The 16552-nt window shown below is 34.6% G+C and carries 14 protein-coding genes; 5 read left to right on the top strand and 9 right to left on the bottom strand.

All coding sequences use genetic code 11. The features are described from left to right. The first annotated feature begins 103 nt into the window (after nucleotides 1–103). The 3 genes from ASC72_RS16645 to ASC72_RS16635 all read left to right on the top strand — a co-directional run bounded on the left by ASC72_RS16645 (nucleotide 104) and on the right by ASC72_RS16635 (nucleotide 4095). On the top strand, nucleotides 104–1912 hold the full coding sequence (locus tag ASC72_RS16645; protein WP_056193113.1) for a glycoside hydrolase family 2 protein: 1809 nt from the start codon (nucleotides 104–106) through the stop codon (nucleotides 1910–1912). 103 nt (nucleotides 1913–2015) lie between these two features. Then, a complete protein-coding gene (locus ASC72_RS16640; protein ID WP_056193110.1) occupies nucleotides 2016–2579 on the top strand; it encodes a DUF2911 domain-containing protein in 564 nt (187 codons plus the stop codon). A 121-nt stretch (nucleotides 2580–2700) separates the two neighbouring features. Continuing rightward, the gene (locus ASC72_RS16635) at nucleotides 2701–4095 is read left to right on the top strand and encodes a serine hydrolase (RefSeq protein ID WP_131725833.1); all 1395 of its coding nucleotides are present in this window, start codon (nucleotides 2701–2703) and stop codon (nucleotides 4093–4095) included. A 173-nt stretch (nucleotides 4096–4268) separates the two neighbouring features. On the opposite strand, the gene ASC72_RS16630 is transcribed toward ASC72_RS16635, so the two are convergent. The 4 genes from ASC72_RS16630 to ASC72_RS16615 form a co-directional block, all read right to left on the bottom strand. Continuing rightward, a complete protein-coding gene (locus tag ASC72_RS16630) occupies nucleotides 4269–4724 on the bottom strand; it encodes an Hsp20/alpha crystallin family protein (RefSeq protein WP_056193104.1) in 456 nt (151 codons plus the stop codon). Between the two features lie 895 nt (nucleotides 4725–5619). Continuing rightward, nucleotides 5620–7830 carry a xanthine dehydrogenase family protein molybdopterin-binding subunit gene (locus tag ASC72_RS16625; RefSeq protein ID WP_056193101.1) on the bottom strand — a complete coding sequence of 737 codons (2211 nt, stop codon included), beginning with the start codon at nucleotides 7828–7830 and terminating at the stop codon, nucleotides 5620–5622. 8 nt (nucleotides 7831–7838) lie between these two features. Next, nucleotides 7839–8819, bottom strand: coding sequence for a xanthine dehydrogenase family protein subunit M (locus ASC72_RS16620; protein ID WP_056193098.1), 981 nt, complete (start codon nucleotides 8817–8819; stop codon nucleotides 7839–7841). Then, nucleotides 8816–9457, bottom strand: coding sequence for a (2Fe-2S)-binding protein (locus ASC72_RS16615; RefSeq protein ID WP_056193094.1), 642 nt, complete (start codon nucleotides 9455–9457; stop codon nucleotides 8816–8818). Before ASC72_RS16615 ends, ASC72_RS16620 begins: the two co-directional genes overlap by 4 nt. A 170-nt stretch (nucleotides 9458–9627) precedes the next feature. Here ASC72_RS16615 and ASC72_RS16610 point away from each other — a divergent pair, with 170 nt between their 5' ends. Beyond that, complete coding sequence (locus ASC72_RS16610; RefSeq protein ID WP_056193091.1) at nucleotides 9628–10755, top strand: cysteine desulfurase family protein; 1128 nt, start codon at nucleotides 9628–9630, stop codon at nucleotides 10753–10755. Between the two features lie 60 nt (nucleotides 10756–10815). On the opposite strand, the gene ASC72_RS16605 is transcribed toward ASC72_RS16610, so the two are convergent. Both ASC72_RS16605 and ASC72_RS16600 read right to left on the bottom strand, forming a co-directional pair. Beyond that, the gene (locus ASC72_RS16605) at nucleotides 10816–11403 is read right to left on the bottom strand and encodes an NTP transferase domain-containing protein (protein ID WP_056193087.1); all 588 of its coding nucleotides are present in this window, start codon (nucleotides 11401–11403) and stop codon (nucleotides 10816–10818) included. Between the two features lie 11 nt (nucleotides 11404–11414). Then, a complete protein-coding gene (locus ASC72_RS16600; protein ID WP_056193083.1) occupies nucleotides 11415–12536 on the bottom strand; it encodes an XdhC family protein in 1122 nt (373 codons plus the stop codon). Between the two features lie 233 nt (nucleotides 12537–12769). On the opposite strand from ASC72_RS16600, the gene ASC72_RS16595 reads away from it, so the two are divergent. Beyond that, on the top strand, nucleotides 12770–13102 hold the full coding sequence (locus ASC72_RS16595; protein ID WP_056193080.1) for a YegP family protein: 333 nt from the start codon (nucleotides 12770–12772) through the stop codon (nucleotides 13100–13102). A gap of 50 nt (nucleotides 13103–13152) precedes the next feature. Here ASC72_RS16595 and ASC72_RS16590 read toward each other — a convergent pair whose 3' ends face one another. From ASC72_RS16590 to ASC72_RS16580, 3 genes are all read right to left on the bottom strand, one after another. Further along, a complete protein-coding gene (locus tag ASC72_RS16590) occupies nucleotides 13153–13542 on the bottom strand; it encodes a helix-turn-helix transcriptional regulator (protein WP_056193077.1) in 390 nt (129 codons plus the stop codon). 214 nt (nucleotides 13543–13756) lie between these two features. Next, nucleotides 13757–14176, bottom strand: coding sequence for a hypothetical protein (locus tag ASC72_RS16585; protein WP_056193074.1), 420 nt, complete (start codon nucleotides 14174–14176; stop codon nucleotides 13757–13759). A 386-nt stretch (nucleotides 14177–14562) separates the two neighbouring features. Then, nucleotides 14563–16500, bottom strand: a complete 1938-nt coding sequence (locus ASC72_RS16580) for a family 43 glycosylhydrolase (protein WP_056193071.1) — start codon at nucleotides 16498–16500, stop codon at nucleotides 14563–14565. Between the last annotated feature and the right edge of the window lie 52 nt (nucleotides 16501–16552).

Genomic DNA, 16552 nt, shown 5'->3' with positions numbered 1-16552 from the left:
CAAAGTTTAAAAAAAGCTTTGCGAACCTTGCGTAAAATCCTGGCGGCCTTTGCGGTTAAAAAGATCCTTTTTAATTATAATAAAACAAAAATAGCATTTACCAATGAAAAAACTACTAACCGCATTACTCCTAACCCTATCCTTTTTAGGATTTGCACAAAATCAAAACCTAATCTCCAACGTTCCAAACCGAAATACAACTTCATTAAACGGCGTTTGGAATTACATTGTTGATCCTTATCAAACGGGCTTTTACAGCTTTCATCTTGATCAATATGACAAACAGGAAAAACCTGCAAAATCTGCGTTCTACAGTAATTACCATGCGGTAAACAAACAGGAATTGGTGGAATATGATTTTGATAAATCACCAAAAATCAATATTCCGGGCGATTGGACTTCGCAGGTTTCAGAGCTTAAATATTACGAAGGAAATATTTGGTTCAAAAAGTCTTTCGACTATGATTTAAAAGCAGGAAAACGTCTTTTTGTGTATTTGGGAGCGATCAATTACAAGGCAGATGTTTATTTGAATGGAAAAAAACTGGGAACTCATATCGGTGGATTTACGCCTTTTAATTACGAAGTGACTTCGATTATAAAACCAAAAGACAATTATTTGGTTATTAAAGTAGATAATACACGTCACAAAGAAGATGTTCCGACTGTCAATACGGATTGGTGGAATTACGGGGGAATCACGCGCGATGTGACCTTGATTGAAGAAGAAGCTTCATTTGTTGAAGATTATACTATTCAGCTTAAAAAGAATAATCTGACTTTGATTTCAGGTTTTGTAAAAATCAATAATCCTGATGCATTGAAAAATGCTGTGACCATTACAATTCCAGAATTAAAAATCAATTATAAAGGGAAAGTGGGTGTTGACGGTCTTTTGAATTTCGAAATTCCAGCCAAGAAAATCTCTTATTGGTCACCTGAAAATCCGAAACTTTACGATGTAACAATTGATTTTAACGGTCAAAAATTAAAGGATAACATCGGTTTTAGAACAATTGAAACCAAAGAAGATAAAATTCTATTGAATGGAAAACCAATCTTTTTACGTGGAATTTCGATTCACGAAGAAAATGCAAAAGGCGGACGCGCTAATTCTGAAGAAGATGCTTTACGTTTGTTGAACTGGGCAAAAGAATTGGGTTGTAATTATGTTCGTCTGGCACATTATCCACACAATGAAAATATTATCAGAACGGCTGATAGAATGGGATTAATGGTTTGGGAAGAAATTCCGGTGTACTGGACTGTAGAATTCACGAATAACGACACTTATAAAAATGCAGAAGATCAATTGACCGCTGCCATTACCAGAGATAAAAACAGGGCTTCTATCATTATCTGGTCAATGGCAAATGAAACACCGGTTTCTGATGCCCGAAATACTTTTATCAAAAATTTAGCAGACCATACCAAATCTTTAGACAATACAAGATTGATCAGCGCTGCTTTATTAACGAAAAAAGAAACCATCAATGATGAAATTGGTGAATTTCTGGACATCATTGCCTTCAACCAATATTTAGGCTGGTATGGCGGTAATTTGGAAGATGCTGAAAAGATTACATGGAAAACCAAATACAACAAACCAGTTATCGTATCTGAATTTGGAGGAGACGCCAAACAAGGATTACACGGTGAAAAAAATGAGCGTTGGACAGAAGAATATCAGGAATACCTGTACATTCAAAATTTGAAAATGATTGAAAAAATACCTCATCTGAGTGGTTTGAGCCCATGGATTCTGGTTGATTTCAGATCTCCAAAAAGACTTCTTCCTGGCATTCAGGACGGTTACAACAGAAAAGGTCTGATTTCGAATGACGGTCAAAAAAAGAAAGCTTTCTATATTATGCAGGATTGGTACGCAAAGAAGAAAAAAGAGCAAAACTAAAATTAAGCGACATTACCAATTCATTAACAAAAAACAAACTGTAATTATATGATTTTTCTTAATTATTAACTTACTTTGTAGTTATTCTAAAAATTGTAATCCTATGAAAAAATTATGCTTACTTGCAGTTATTTTATTTGCTGCCGTTACAGTTCAGGCTCAAGATGTGGTAAAATTTGCTCCATTAGACGCAAGTCCGGTTGATATTGTTTATTTCCCAAGCAGATCAATTAAATTCAAAAAAACGGATACACCATCATCATCAATTAAAGTTATTTATTCAAGACCAGCTGCTAAAGGGCGCGTGATTTTTGGAGATTTAATCAAGTACGGTGAAGTTTGGCGTGTTGGCGCTAACGAAAATACAGAAATCAAATTCTACAAACCGGCTACTATCAATGGCGTTGCAGTTCCTGCAGGATCTTATAGTTTGTTTGCTATTCCTGAAAAAGACAAATGGACCATCATTATCAATAAAGAACTTGATATGTGGGGAGCTTATGCTTATGACGAAAGTAAAGATTTAGTAAAAATTACAGTTCCGGTTAAAACGGTAACCACTCCAATTGAATTATTATCTATTGCTTTTACATCAAAAGATGGGATAGCAAATTTGGTTATTGGCTGGGATAAAACAACGGTTGAAGTTCCTATTACGATCAAATAACAAATCGTTATTTTAACCTAAATATCAAAGAGACACTTACTTAAACAATAAGTGTCTCTTTTTTTTGTTTAATATTGAAGTAATTTTAACATTACCAAAAACTAACCAAAAACCACAAACAATGAAGAAAACATGTTTACTTCTGTTATTTTTATTGTCCATTTTTTCCGGATATTCGCAGCAAAAGTTTAAAATTACGTATGAACAATTAAAAGAATATGAAGGTATTTATGAATATCAAAACAATACTACCTTACAAATAGCAGCGTCCCCAAAAGACACCATTTTATATGCTATTATCAACGAAAGCAAATATGCGCTAAAGCCTTCAGAAAAAGACACCTTTCTCAATATGTCTAAAGAAAAAGTAACCTTCCTAAGAAATAATACTGCTAGTATTACCGGTTATACTTCTGAAGGGAAAACTTTCAATCTTCTCAATAAAAAAGTCAGCTTTCCGAAAGAAATGTGGTATCCGCGACTTAATTCAAAAGATTTTAAATATGTCTATCAACAACCCAAAAAAGATCTTGACGGTTTAATAACGGGGCCGATTGATAATACAGTATTAGACAAGACATTATTGAATGAAATGATGCAAAAAATTGTTGATGGCACCTACCCTAACGTACATAGTGTTTTAATTCTAAAAGATGGAAAACTTGTATTTGAAGAGTATTTTTATGAATACAACAAAACGAAGTTACACGAAATGCGTTCTGCTACAAAAAGTCTGGTTTCTGCACTTACCGGAATTGCGATTGATAAAGGTTTAATTAAAGATGTAAATGAAACAGTGCTTTCTTTTTTTCCGGAATACACTCTTAAAAATCTAACAGAAGATAAAAGGCAAATTACAATCAAAAACCTTTTAACCAACCAAAGTGGTCTTGATTGCGATGTGAGCAATCCCAAATCTGAAGGAAATGAAACTACCATGAATTATTCTGATGACTGGGTAAAATTCACCTTAGATTTACCAATGGTTGATGTACCTGGCGGAAGAGGAATGTATTGTTCCGGTAATCCGATCACGTTGGGAAAAATCATTGAAAAAGCGACAAAAATGACACTTCCTGATTTTGCAAAAGAAACACTTTTTAAAGATATTGGTATAAAAAACTTCAAATGGAATTTTAAACCAGATATGTCGAGTGCCGAAACATTCTGCCAAATTTATTTAACTCCCAGAGATATGGCGAAATTTGGCTTGCTTTATCTTAATAAAGGTATTTGGAATGACAAACAGGTTATTTCTAAAAAATGGGTTAATGAATCGCTCACAAAACAATCTGTCGTTCAAGGTGTAAATTATGGTTATTTATGGTGGATTAAATATCTTGAAGTAAGCGGAACTAAATATTATGGAAAAGCTGCGCAAGGAAATGGCGGACAGAAAATTTATGTTTGGGAAAACCAAAATATGGTCACCGTTATCACCGGCGGAAACTATAACTCACAATCACCAAGTGATGAACTAATTCAGAAATATATTTTACCTGCTTTTAAGAAGTAATTAGAGAATTAGATAATGTAAAAATTAGATAATCAGATTATTGGATCGTTGGATCTTGGATAACTAGAATAAATGTATGAAATGCTACTATTTTAAATAGAAAAGGCTGTCATTTTTGACAGCCTTTCATGAATAAAAAACGGAGTAAATAATCTCAAAATCAGTTGAAATTATTATTCAATTTCAATCAATTTTGGAGTTTTTTGTTTTGCCTCTTCTTTTTTAGGGATGGTAAGATATAGAAGTCCGTTTTCGTAACGTGCATTGATTTTATCTTCATCCACTACATGTTTTGGCAATTCAAAACTTCTTTGGAAAGATTGATAACTAAACTCACGACGAGTGTAGTTATTGTCTTCGCCTTTGTTTTCTGTGTTGGTCGATTTTACACAGGAGATTGTCAATAAATTGTTATCCAGCGTAACATTAAAATCTTTTTTGTCCAGCCCAGGTGCTGCGACTTCAACTTCATAATTCTCAGCAGTTTCCTTCACATTTATAGAAGGTACTGTTGTACTGGTGGAAGAAAAGTTACTGTTTCCCCAGTTAAAAAGCTCTCGACTAAAAAAGTCGTCAAATAATGCTGGTAATGCTTGAGAGTGATTCCCATTTCTTCTAATACTTAACATGATTTTTCTTTTTAATAGTTATACATAGTAAATTAATTTCTCAGGGGAAAAAATGCAAAATAAATACCAAAGTAAAAAAACTGCCAATTTTTCAAGCTACTTGACATATTTTCAGATACATACGAAAAAATGTCAGTTTTACGATTCAAACATGGAAATTATGTAACATTTAAATGAAATTATATAAGCATTGTATGTGCTGCAAGTGTATATTTGACACTTATGATGTTGATTTTCGATTTAAAACTGTTCCACATACCTACTAAAAATCGTAATTTAATATTGTAAACCATAACCAAAACCAATTCCAAATGGTGCAGTATTACAACAACGTAATATAGTTTATAGAAACATAAAGAAACTATATTATGTCCCCCAAATAATAATGTAGTATTCTTCTATTATTCCTATACTCCTAAAAAAACTTTGATTGCTAATAACTGCATCATTTTTTTTTAGATAGACTGCTTCAATTTTTTTTGAATTCAGAAAACAAAACCAAATATGGAAATTATATAAAATTTGACAAAAATTATATAAACGACATTTTTTTAGAGCCACGTATTTTTGAGTTATAAATTAATAATGCTGAAAGAAAAATAATAATTAATAACCAAAACCAACAACAGAAAAATGATGCAATATCAAAACAAAATATCAGTGAAAATTTATAGCAATAGACAGTAATTAAAAGAACTACGCTTTATATCCCATCAATAATAAGTAGCATTCTTTTAATTTGTGTCTTTTAAATTTGATATTTTAGTTTAAGATGTTTTGCATCATTTTTTTATGTCAAAAATTTCAAAAACTAATTCATTTTACTTTAATTAAAAAATCCCTTTAAGAAGCTCTGACTCCTAAAGGGATTTTTCTATAATCTTAGAATTAAATATTAAGCTGTCGCTACATTTGGTTCCAGTATTTTATCCAACGTAATTGGCAAATCACGTACACGTTTACCGGTGGCGTTAAAAACAGCATTTGCAATTGCAGGCGCCATTCCCACCAAGGCCGTTTCTCCAAGACCTTTAGTTCCCATCGGATTACTGATTGGGTCTTTTTTATTGACGAAAAACACTTCCTGTTTCTCAATATCGGCATTTACAGGAACATGGTAATCGGCAAAATTATTGTTTATCGGGCGACCAAAACGATGGTCAATTTCTAATGCTTCCATCAACCCCATTCCGATTCCGCCCACAGCTCCACCAAACATTTGTCCCGCAGAAGTTTTCTGGCTGATTACAGTTCCAATATCAGCGCAGGAAACCACATGCGCTAGCCTAATTTTTCCTAAATTCGGATTCACCAGCACTTTTACAAAATGTACAGAAAACGAATAAATGGAATATTTTTTTGCTTCTTCAGTAGCTTTTGATACATTTTCTACTTCAAAATTTTCCAGTTTATTGGCACTCAACAATGAGGCTAAAGAAACGGTTTTCGAATTGTCTTTTTTAGATGTTATTACACCATTGGCGAAAGCCAAATCAGTAATAGCTGTTCCTTTAAAAGTTGGAGTTTCAACGGCCAAACCCAATATTTTACTGACCAATAAATTACAGGCATCATGAACCGCAGAACCTACAGATGCTGTTGTTGCAGATCCTCCCTGAGTTGGACCTTTTGGGAGTCCGCTTTTTCCCATTTCGATTACTACATTTTCTGTTGGCAATCCGGTAATTTCAGCTCCAATCGCTGTCATCATGGTTGCTGTTCCGGGACCCATATCGTTTACACTACACTGCAATACTAAATTTCCATTGGCTAAGAATTTTGCTTTTACAGAAGTTGGACTTCTATAACAGCCAAAAGTTCCCGTTCCCATTCCGTAGCCTACCAGCCACTCGCCTTCTTTAACTGAACCTGGTTTGTTTTTACGGTTTTTCCAACCGATGCGTTCCATTCCGCCTTCATAACATTCCAGAAGATATTTACTGCTCCATGGCTTGTTTTGTTCCAGATCTTTTTCGGCATAATTGAGCTTACGAAATTCAATTGGATCCATATCTAATTTATGCGCCATTTCGTCCATGGCACTTTCTAAGGCAAAAGAACCAGTTGCTTCACCGGGACCACGCATCCAGATTGGCGTGCAGGTGTCTAGTTTTACAATACGATATCGGGTCGAAACATTATCACAATTATAAATAAATCGGGACATGTTTACGGTTCCTTCCATAAAATCTTCATAACTCGACGTCATGGCTACAGCTTCATGCGTTAAACCAATCAATTTACCGTCTTTAGTAGCTCCTAAACCCATTTTTTGAATAGTGTAAGGTCTAAACCCGACATTGGTAAACATTTGCTCTCTGTGAAGCACTAATTTAACCGGACGATTTAATTTTTTTGATCCGATAAGCGCTGCAATTTCATAAGGCCAGGTATGCAATCCCATTCCGAAAGCACCTCCAAGGTATTCCGAATTTACCGAAACATCTTCTGGCGGAATTCCAAACACACCGCCAATACTTCTTCTTGTTCCTTCAACACCCTGACTTTTGGTATAAACTGTTGGTTTGTTTCCGTCCCATTTGGCAATAATATTCGCCAATTCCATCGGATTGTGAACTTCTGTCGGAATAATATATTCTTCCTCTAAAACAACAGCCGCATTTTTATAATTATCGTGAACACCGCGGTGATAGTCATCACCTTTATCGGTTTCTACTTTTTTCTCTTTGTCTTTTGCTTTTTGAAGATCTGTGATATGTTCTTCTTTAATGTATTCTGCTTTAATTAAACTCGCCGCATATTGCATACGCTCAAAAGTATCAGCGACCACCATTGCAATTGGCTGATCGTAATACAGAATCGTATTGTCTTTGAATACCTGAAGCGGTTGTCCAAAATTATGAGGGTCTTTTTCTTTTTGATATCCAGCGGGTTTGTCAACATTCAAATGCGAAATGACAGCCAGAACTCCTGGCGCCCATTCGGCTTTTTTGGTATCTATACTTTTGATTCTTCCTTTTGCAATCGTACTTCCAACCAGACATGCATACACAACACCATCGGTTTTATACTCAGCTGAATAGGTTGCAGAACCCGTTACTTTAGCGAATCCATCTACTCTATTTATATTACTTGTCTTGCTCATAATTCAAATTATTTAGATGATGCTATAGTTAATGCTTCTACAATGGCATTTGGTCCCAAAACTAATTTAAAATCGTTATCTCCGTAACCTCTTGCTCCTTTCATAGCCAAATCGGCCGCTTGCCTGAAAATCGTTTCTGAAACTGTTTTTCCTTTTAGAAATTCTTCCGCTTCAGTAAGTCGCCATGGTTTGTGTGCTACGCCACCCATTGCAAGTCTCACATCATTAATCGTATTATTTTGAATGTCTAAAGCAGCCGCTACCGAAATCAGCGCAAAAGCATAACTGCTTCGGTCACGAACCTTTAAATAATGCACATTTTTTGTAAAGTTGTTATTGGGAATTTCAACTGAAGTAATCAATTCCTTATTCTGAAGTGTATTGTCTTTTTCCGGAGTATTTCCCGGAAGGCGATGAAAATCTGTAAATTTAATTTCTCTCTTCCCTTTTGGACCTTCAACCTGAACAGTAGCGTCAAGTGCAGCCAACGCTACACACATGTCGCTCGGGTGAACGGCAATACAACTATCCGATGCGCCAAAAATGGCGTGCATTCTGTTTGCTCCGCCTATGGCCCCACAGCCGCTTTTTGGAACACGTTTATTACAAGCCATATCAGTATTATAAAAATACGAACAACGCGTGCGCTGCAGCATATTTCCGCCAACTGTTGCCATATGTCTAATTTGCTGAGAAGCTCCGGCCGTTAAAGCCATTGCCAGCAAAGGGTGTTTTTCTATTATGGCTTTATCCTCGGCAACCTGACTATTTTTCGCCAATGCGCCAATAGCTGTTTTTCCCGTTAGAAATTCTATCTTTTTTAAATCTAATGCGGTAATGTCGACCAGTTTGTCGGGAGCCACCACATTTTTCTTCATTAAATCCACAAGATTTGTACCTCCGGCAATAAACATAGCGGAAGGTTCTTTACCTATACTTGATACCGCTGAGCCTGATGATAATGCTTTAATTATTTGAAAGTTTTTCATGACAGCATCCCTCCTTCCTTAACTTCGGTAATGGCATCTACAATATTGTGGTAAGCACCACAACGGCAGATATTTCCGCTCATATATTCTCTAATTTCTTCCCTGCTGTTAGCATGACCTTCTTTGATACAGGCAATTCCTGACATGATTTGTCCGGGAGTACAATACCCACATTGAAAACCATCATTTTTGATGAAAGCTTCCTGCATTGGATGTAGTTTTTTCCCTTTTGAAAGCCCTTCGATTGTAGTTACCTGAGCGTTTTGCTGCATCGATGCCAATGACAAACAGGATAAAATTCGGGTTCCGTTAACATGTACGGTACATGCACCGCATTGCCCGTGATCACAACCTTTTTTTGTTCCGGTTAAATGTAATTGTTCACGCAGTAAATCCAGTAAAGTGGTACGAGGCTCCACATTGAGATTTTGTTTTACCCCATTTACTTCTATAGAAAGCGGAACCGTTTCAAGGTATCCGGCGATTTTTTCATCCCATTTATTTTCAGAGGCCATCACCAATGAAGGCGGTGCCAAAGCAAGAGCGGTAAACAATCCAGACTTCTTTAGAAAGTCCCGACGAGATGCATTTGATTCATCTTCTGTCAATTTGTCTTTTGTTGATCTTTTGGCGGCCATACCTGTATTTTTAAGTTAGAAAAAATCAAAAAATGTTATTCCTAACAAATTTAACAATCCTACAGAATAAATACTTATAAAATTCACATAAACTCATAATTTTTTTAAGTACTAAATAAGAGAATTATTTAAAGTACAAAATTGTATTTTTACATCTTTAAGTGCTCTTTATGCTGCAACCACCCACTATATACTTAGACAATAACGCGACAACCCGTCTTGACGAACGGGTACTCGATGCAATGCTTCCTTATTTTACGGATCTTTATGCCAATGCAAGCAGCAGTCATTTAGCCGGATTAGAAACTCGGGAAGCTGTTGAAAATGCTGCCTGGCAAACTGCTAATTTAATTGGTGCCACAGAAGAAGAAATCATCTTTACCTCAGGTGCAACAGAATCAATTAATTTAGCCATAAAGGGATTGGCAAATGAAAACAAAAAACATATTGTGACAGTTGCTACAGAACATAAAGCCGTTCTTGAAACTTGCCGTTATATGGAAAGCATTGGCTTTGAAATCACCTACTTATCAGTTGCTTCAGACGGGATTTTAGATGTTAACATTTTAAACGAGGTAATTACAACTAAAACACTGATTGTCATTGTAATGATTACAAATAATGAAACAGGTGTCATTCAGAATATTGCCGAAATATCAGGGGTTATTCATGCTAAAAATGCACTCTTTTTATGCGACGCCACTCAGGCTGTCGGAAAGATTTTTATCGATGTAAAAAAACTCGGAATTGACCTTCTGGCACTTTCTGCACATAAATTTTACGGCCCGAAAGGTGTTGGAGCCTTATATATTTCGGCGGAAGCCAAAATAAAATTGTCGCCATTACTAAACGGTGGTAATCAGCAACGAAAACTAAGGAGCGGAACTTTAAACGTTCCTGGAATTATTGGTTTAGGTAAAGCAGCTGAAATTGCTGTTTTAGAAATAGATAACGATTATAATAGAATTATACTATTGAGAGATCAGCTTGAAAATGGTCTCTTAAAAATTGAAGGATCATTCGTAAACGGAAACAGCCAAAACCGAATATATAACACTTCAAATATTTGCTTTCCGGGAGTAAATTCCGAAAAGCTTATTCTGGCTTTGCAAAACATTGCGGTGTCAAATGGATCGTCATGTTCGTCTGTAACATCACAACCATCACATGTGTTGAAAGCTCTAGGTTTATCGGATGAAGAGGCTTTGAGTTCGATTCGTTTTAGTTTAGGCCGATTTACAACTGCCCAAGAAATTGAGCAGACAATTGAAAGAGTAACTGCTTTGACGACCCAATAAAGAAAAGACACAAGTAAATTTAGTATTATAAAAAAAACTTTGTGCCTTCGTGGCAAAACGCTACAATTCAGAGATAAGTTTATTATAATCATCTTCTGTATCAATATCAATGTCGCCTTTTTCAAAAAAGATTGAAGCCGTATCATCTAAATATCGATTAATGATTTTTTTGGCTCCTTCCTGCCCTTTCAAATTCAGCAATTCGTTAAAGTATTTTTTATCAAATAAAACCGGCGTTCCTAATGTCTCGGCATAAGAAGAAGCCACAATTCCTTTTCCGGTTTTTTGATGTTCAGCTATCAGGTTTTCAAAAACAGAATGAGAAACAAATGGTTGATCGCAAACGGCAAAAATGCATTTCTCTATTCCTGGATATAATTGTAATGCTTTATTTAAAGCAGTATTTATAGAGGATGACATTCCCAATTCCCAATCTCGGTTAAAGACTGTTTTAATTTCAGAAGAATCAATTTCTTTTTCTATTAATTCATGATTTGATCCTGTTACAACAATAACAACAGACTCTTTTATTACAGAGGCTTCTTCAATTATATGTTGTAAAAGCGTGGTATCTTTATACCACAACAATTGTTTTGGCTGTCCCAATCTTGAAGAATTTCCTGCTGCTAAAATTATAATACCTGTCATAATCTGTATGTTTAGATCACTACTTTTGAATCGTGTATTTTTTGTGTTTTGTATTTTAGCGAAGTTCCTGTTTTACCACTCATAACCGCTTTAATTTCTGCTATAATGGATAAGGCAATTTCTTCTGAAGTTTCTGCACCAATATCAAGTCCGATTGGGCCGTAAATACGATCTAATTGTTCTTCACTTAAAATTATTCCTTCGGAACTCAAATCGTCGAGCATTCGGTTTAATTTTGATTTTGGCCCCAGAATTCCAATGTATTTGCAATCTTTTTTTAAAAGCAATTTTAAAACCGCCAGATCATATTTGTAATCATGTGTCATTAGAACAAAACAAGTCTGATCGTCGATCTGAATGTTATCGAGAAATTGTTGCGGTTTTACAACAAAAGTCTGTTTGGCTTCAGGGAATCGTTTTGTAGTGGCGTGCGTTGCTCTTCCGTCACAAACTATAACTTCCCAACCCAATAAAACGGCTATGTTTACAAGTGGCTGAACATCATTTCCGGCCCCTGCAACAACAAGAGCAACAACGGGTTCTATGCACTCAATTAAAGCTTCATTTTCATCCTCGTCTTGTATTTTTTTTATGATGGTCGTCTTGCTTTCAAGTGCTTTTTTCACATCCGGAATAGTATTTATTGCGATATCGTTGCTATGTAAAATATCTGAATCTTTTCGATAAAACAACACTGTTCCTATTTGTGGTGCATTCCTTTTAAGCGAAAAAAAAGTTAATACAATGGCCGCTTTTCGTTCGGTTTCCAATTGTTGTAAAAGCTGTATGGGGTTATTGATTAAATCATCATTTATATATTCAAAAAGAATATGAACAATGCCATTACAACCTAATTGCAATCCAACTTCGCTATCATTCTCATTAGTGGTATTGTACGTTATTAATTTATTTTGTTGCTGATGAATAGAAAGTAATGCTTTTCGCAAAGCATCGCCTTCTAAACAGCCCCCACTAATGGCACCGGTTAAATTTCCATCTTCAGTAACCAACATACGTGCACCAGGTTGGCGATAAGACGACCCTTCTACTTTTACTACAGTGGCAAGAGCAGTCTTTTTTCCGGCTTTTTTTGCCTCTGAATAGGCTTTTAAAATTTCGTTGATTTCCTTCATAGTAATAACGCTTACTAACAAAAGTAGATAATTATTTTTTTGCTGAAGATCCAAACCATTAAAAGTATTAACTCAAAAAAAGTTTTTTAATTCAAATGTGCTTTCTGAGGTTTCTACAATGTCTAATGTTCAAATATTCAATTTTATTTTTCTGAAAGATTAATTTATACCATCAAGTTTTGTATTTTTATTAAAGCAAAGTTTATTTAATACCTAACTTAAAAATAAATAATATGGGAAAATTTGTAATTACTAAAAGAGGAAACGGCGAATTTCAATTCAATTTAAAAGCAGGAAATGGACAAACAATTTTAACAAGCGAAGGCTATACTACAAAAGCGGCCTGCACGAACGGAATTGAATCAGTAAAAACCAATTCACAAGACGACAGCAAATTTGACAAAAAAGAGTCAAGCAACGGAAAACCATATTTTAATTTAAAAGCAAGCAACGGTCAAATTATTGGATCAAGCGAGATGTACGAAAGCACGTCGGCGAGAGATAACGGAATTGCATCAGTAAAATCAAATGCTCCCGATGCAGCCGTAGATGATCAGACGTCATAAATCATAGCAATACAAATTAAAACGAGGTATAGTACCTCGTTTTTTTTATACTATATCTGACCAAATTTTCTTTTATAGCGATTTAACTCTTCTTCTGTTTTGCTTAAAAGTTTTTCTAAAAGCTTTATTTTATCTTCATATAATTCTTTTAAGACGGCACTATTATCTGAATTAATCAAAATACTCCCGTTATTACTGTTACCTTTTACGGTATTAATGCTACTAAAATATCTTTCACTGTCAAAACTTATAATATCCTCTACACTAACTTCTAAAATTCGGGCTATTTCTACCAATTTAACATAAGTTAAAATAGTTTTTCCTTTTTCAATTTTACTATAACCCGCCTGGGTGACACCAAGTTGATCTGCCATATATTCCTGGGTATAATTTTTTAACTCTCTAATGCTTTTAATTTTATTTTTTATTGACGTGGCCATAAGTTTTATTTGGGGACGTGTATAGCTAAATCAGCTGCTACTAAACTTAAGGATTGTAGCTATTTTGAAACTCTGATAATGCTTCAAATTTAGGTTAATGAAGCAGAATTTATCTATTTGTTTATTTTTTTTCTTGCAGTAATGATGAAACCGTATACAAGAGCAACCACAATAAAAGCAAAATCATAATTGGATATTCCGTCTAATAATCGATTCATTTTAATGCTAATTTTTGGTTTGATGCCAAGATTCGATAATATTCATGATTGAGATACTCATCGATTTGTTTTCCAATTAACGGGCGGTCCAAAACATCAATTTTAACCTTAATTTCTTTTTGGTAAATGTCTTTTACAATTACATAATATTCAAAATCGATCTTGTTATGAAATCTTAAGATGATTAGAATTGTGTAACAAAGTAACGTTGGTATTACATAGTATAAATCCATTAAATCAGTAAAAAGCATGCAATAATAGGCTAACGCTGTAACTAAAATAAAAGCACTGTTTATAAAAAGATAAGTCTTCTTCTTTTTGAGCAAAATAAGATCTTCAATTTCATTAAAATCGTATTGCCATCGTAGAGATCCATAGTAAAATTGCAGTTGGTCTTGGGTAAGGGAAATGAACATAATAATTAATAGTATTAAAATAAACGAATCTATCACTAGAAAACTCCTAACAACTACCTAATAAAGAACTAGTTACAGTATTAAAAGTTATTTAAAAATATAAAATGTCACAGCAACACTTCATATCGCAATATTACGGAGAATCTCTATTTTTTTTCTTACAAACCATCTTATAGAATATAACCAACAGTTGTAATTAAATCCAAAACATCAATTTTTACTGACATTTCATAAAATACGTTTAACGTTTTACTTATATAACTAAACAAAACTTACACTATTGCTTTTTTTATTACAATTATATTCTGGTCAATTCAATAAACGCAAAAAAGCCATTTCTTTTGACAGAAATGGCTTTTAATTTTTTCAAAAAATAAGAATATAAGCTATTTTATTGCATTTATTCCGGTGTGGGTTGGCGTTACCTGCCTGATTGTTCCATCGGTATTAAACTCTAATTTATCAATACAAACTTCTCTGTGGAAACCACCGGCCTCTCCCATTTTTATTCCTGTTGGATAAGAAAAACGGTGATAGGTAATGTACCATTGGTCTCTCTTTGGAATTTGCAAAACCGAATTATGTCCTGTTGCGTAAATTCCCTGATCAGGAATTCCCTGAATTACTATATTATTTTCCGGAATTTCAATTGGCCCTAAAGGCGATTTTGAGGTTCCGTATCTTACTTTATAATTTGGGCTTCTGGTATCGTCTTCACTCCATAAAAAATAATAAATTCCTTTTCGGTAGATGATATAAGTTCCTTCCCTGAAAGTTTTATCAACCTGAATTAATTTGGTACTTCCTTCCTTAATCGAAATCATATCAGCATTCAATTCAGCTACAGCCATATACCCATTTCCCCAATACAAATAACTTTTTCCTGTTTTAGGATCTGTAAAAACATCCGGATCAATTTCCTGACCACCTTTTACTCCATCGGGTCTTTTATTTATCAAAGCTTTTCCGCTGTCTGTAAAAGGTCCAGTCGGATTATCTGAAGAGGCTACTCCAATTTTTTGGGCCGCTGTGAAATAATAAAAATACTTGTATTTTCCTTTTATCTTTTTCTCTACAATACAAGGCGCCCAGGCATTTCGGTTGGCCCAGCTTACATCTTTTCGCAGATCTACGATAATTCCTTCGTCTTTCCAGTCTGTCAAATTATCTGATGAGAAAGTTTTGAAATAATTTCCCGACCAGCCATCAAAACCATCACTGGTTGGATAGATATAATATTTTTTTGTTTTGTTTGAATATAAAATTTCAGGATCAGCATAATATCCTTCTAAAACAGGATTATTATTTATTTTTGGAAATTGCTCCGGCATTCCCCATTTCGCAATTAATCTTTTCAGCTCAGATCGCGTAATTGGCAAAATTGTTCCGTGACGCGGATTAAAATCCATTGAAATATCTTTGTCAATTACGGCGAAGTTTTCCAGATCTTTACTTTTTGTAAATTGATATTTCCCCTTTGTATAGAGGTCATACATCAAGATATAATCATCAGAATTGTTTAATTTAAAAACACCTGCACCTTCTACAGGATCTTTTGTCTGTTGCAGATAATTGTCATTTTCTGTCCAATTCCCGGAAGTCAGATCGGTTGTTGTGGCTACTTTTATTCCCGCTTTTTCGGTTTCTGTTTTATAAAAAAGATGATACACGCCATCTTTCTCAATAATATCGCCGTCAATACAGGATTTTTCAGATTTTGGAACAAATAACAATTTTGGAACGCTTTCAAAACCTGTAAAATCTTTATTGGCGTAAGCGTAATAGATTTTGTCCGGACCCCCTGCATGTTGCAAACTAAAGTAAATCAGATATTTTCCCGTTTTGGCATCATAAATAGTCTGCGGTGCCCAAACTCTTTTCAGATTCTCGTTTCCGGGAAATGTCGTTTGAATGTTTACAACGCTACTTTTCCAGTTTACAAGATCCGTACTTTTTAGCAAAACCATCGCACGATTACTGTCCCAACCTTTCGAAGAGGTCATATCGGTCAAAACCATATAAAATGTTTTGCCATCCTCGCCCCGCAAAATATGCGGATCACGAACGCCTCCCGTTGAGCTGATTACTTTGCTGTCTAAAACTGGTTTATTGTCATTGAGATGATAATAGTGATAACCATCTGCACTAATGGCAAATCGAACCGCTTCATCTTCAACAGAATTTCCTGTGAAGTAAACAAATAAATAAGCTGTTAAATCTTTCTCTGCAATTACAGGTGGAATTCCTTTTGTAGTATTGTTTTGAGCTTGTAAAAGATTAAAAATCATTAAAAATAATACAAGAGTAAAATGTGTTTTTTTCATTATTAATTAATTTTTTATGCTGTATTCTTTTTCAAAATTTGATCAGGAATCA

This window comes from Flavobacterium sp. Root420 (genome assembly GCF_001427905.1).
Taxonomy (GTDB): domain Bacteria; phylum Bacteroidota; class Bacteroidia; order Flavobacteriales; family Flavobacteriaceae; genus Flavobacterium.
The sequence above is the reverse complement of the archived record's forward strand: the minus strand, read 5'-3'. Positions and strand labels throughout refer to the sequence as shown.

Coding starts and splice junctions, on each gene's coding strand:
- ASC72_RS16645 (WP_056193113.1), top strand. CDS start 104: ATGAAAAAACTACTAACCGCATTACTCCTAACCCTATCCTTTTTAGGA.
- ASC72_RS16640 (WP_056193110.1), top strand. CDS start 2,016: ATGAAAAAATTATGCTTACTTGCAGTTATTTTATTTGCTGCCGTTACA.
- ASC72_RS16635 (WP_131725833.1), top strand. CDS start 2,701: ATGAAGAAAACATGTTTACTTCTGTTATTTTTATTGTCCATTTTTTCC.
- ASC72_RS16630 (WP_056193104.1), bottom strand. CDS start 4,724: ATGTTAAGTATTAGAAGAAATGGGAATCACTCTCAAGCATTACCAGCA.
- ASC72_RS16625 (WP_056193101.1), bottom strand. CDS start 7,830: ATGAGCAAGACAAGTAATATAAATAGAGTAGATGGATTCGCTAAAGTA.
- ASC72_RS16620 (WP_056193098.1), bottom strand. CDS start 8,819: ATGAAAAACTTTCAAATAATTAAAGCATTATCATCAGGCTCAGCGGTA.
- ASC72_RS16615 (WP_056193094.1), bottom strand. CDS start 9,457: ATGGCCGCCAAAAGATCAACAAAAGACAAATTGACAGAAGATGAATCA.
- ASC72_RS16610 (WP_056193091.1), top strand. CDS start 9,628: ATGCTGCAACCACCCACTATATACTTAGACAATAACGCGACAACCCGT.
- ASC72_RS16605 (WP_056193087.1), bottom strand. CDS start 11,403: ATGACAGGTATTATAATTTTAGCAGCAGGAAATTCTTCAAGATTGGGA.
- ASC72_RS16600 (WP_056193083.1), bottom strand. CDS start 12,536: ATGAAGGAAATCAACGAAATTTTAAAAGCCTATTCAGAGGCAAAAAAA.
- ASC72_RS16595 (WP_056193080.1), top strand. CDS start 12,770: ATGGGAAAATTTGTAATTACTAAAAGAGGAAACGGCGAATTTCAATTC.
- ASC72_RS16590 (WP_056193077.1), bottom strand. CDS start 13,542: ATGGCCACGTCAATAAAAAATAAAATTAAAAGCATTAGAGAGTTAAAA.
- ASC72_RS16585 (WP_056193074.1), bottom strand. CDS start 14,176: ATGTTCATTTCCCTTACCCAAGACCAACTGCAATTTTACTATGGATCT.
- ASC72_RS16580 (WP_056193071.1), bottom strand. CDS start 16,500: ATGAAAAAAACACATTTTACTCTTGTATTATTTTTAATGATTTTTAAT.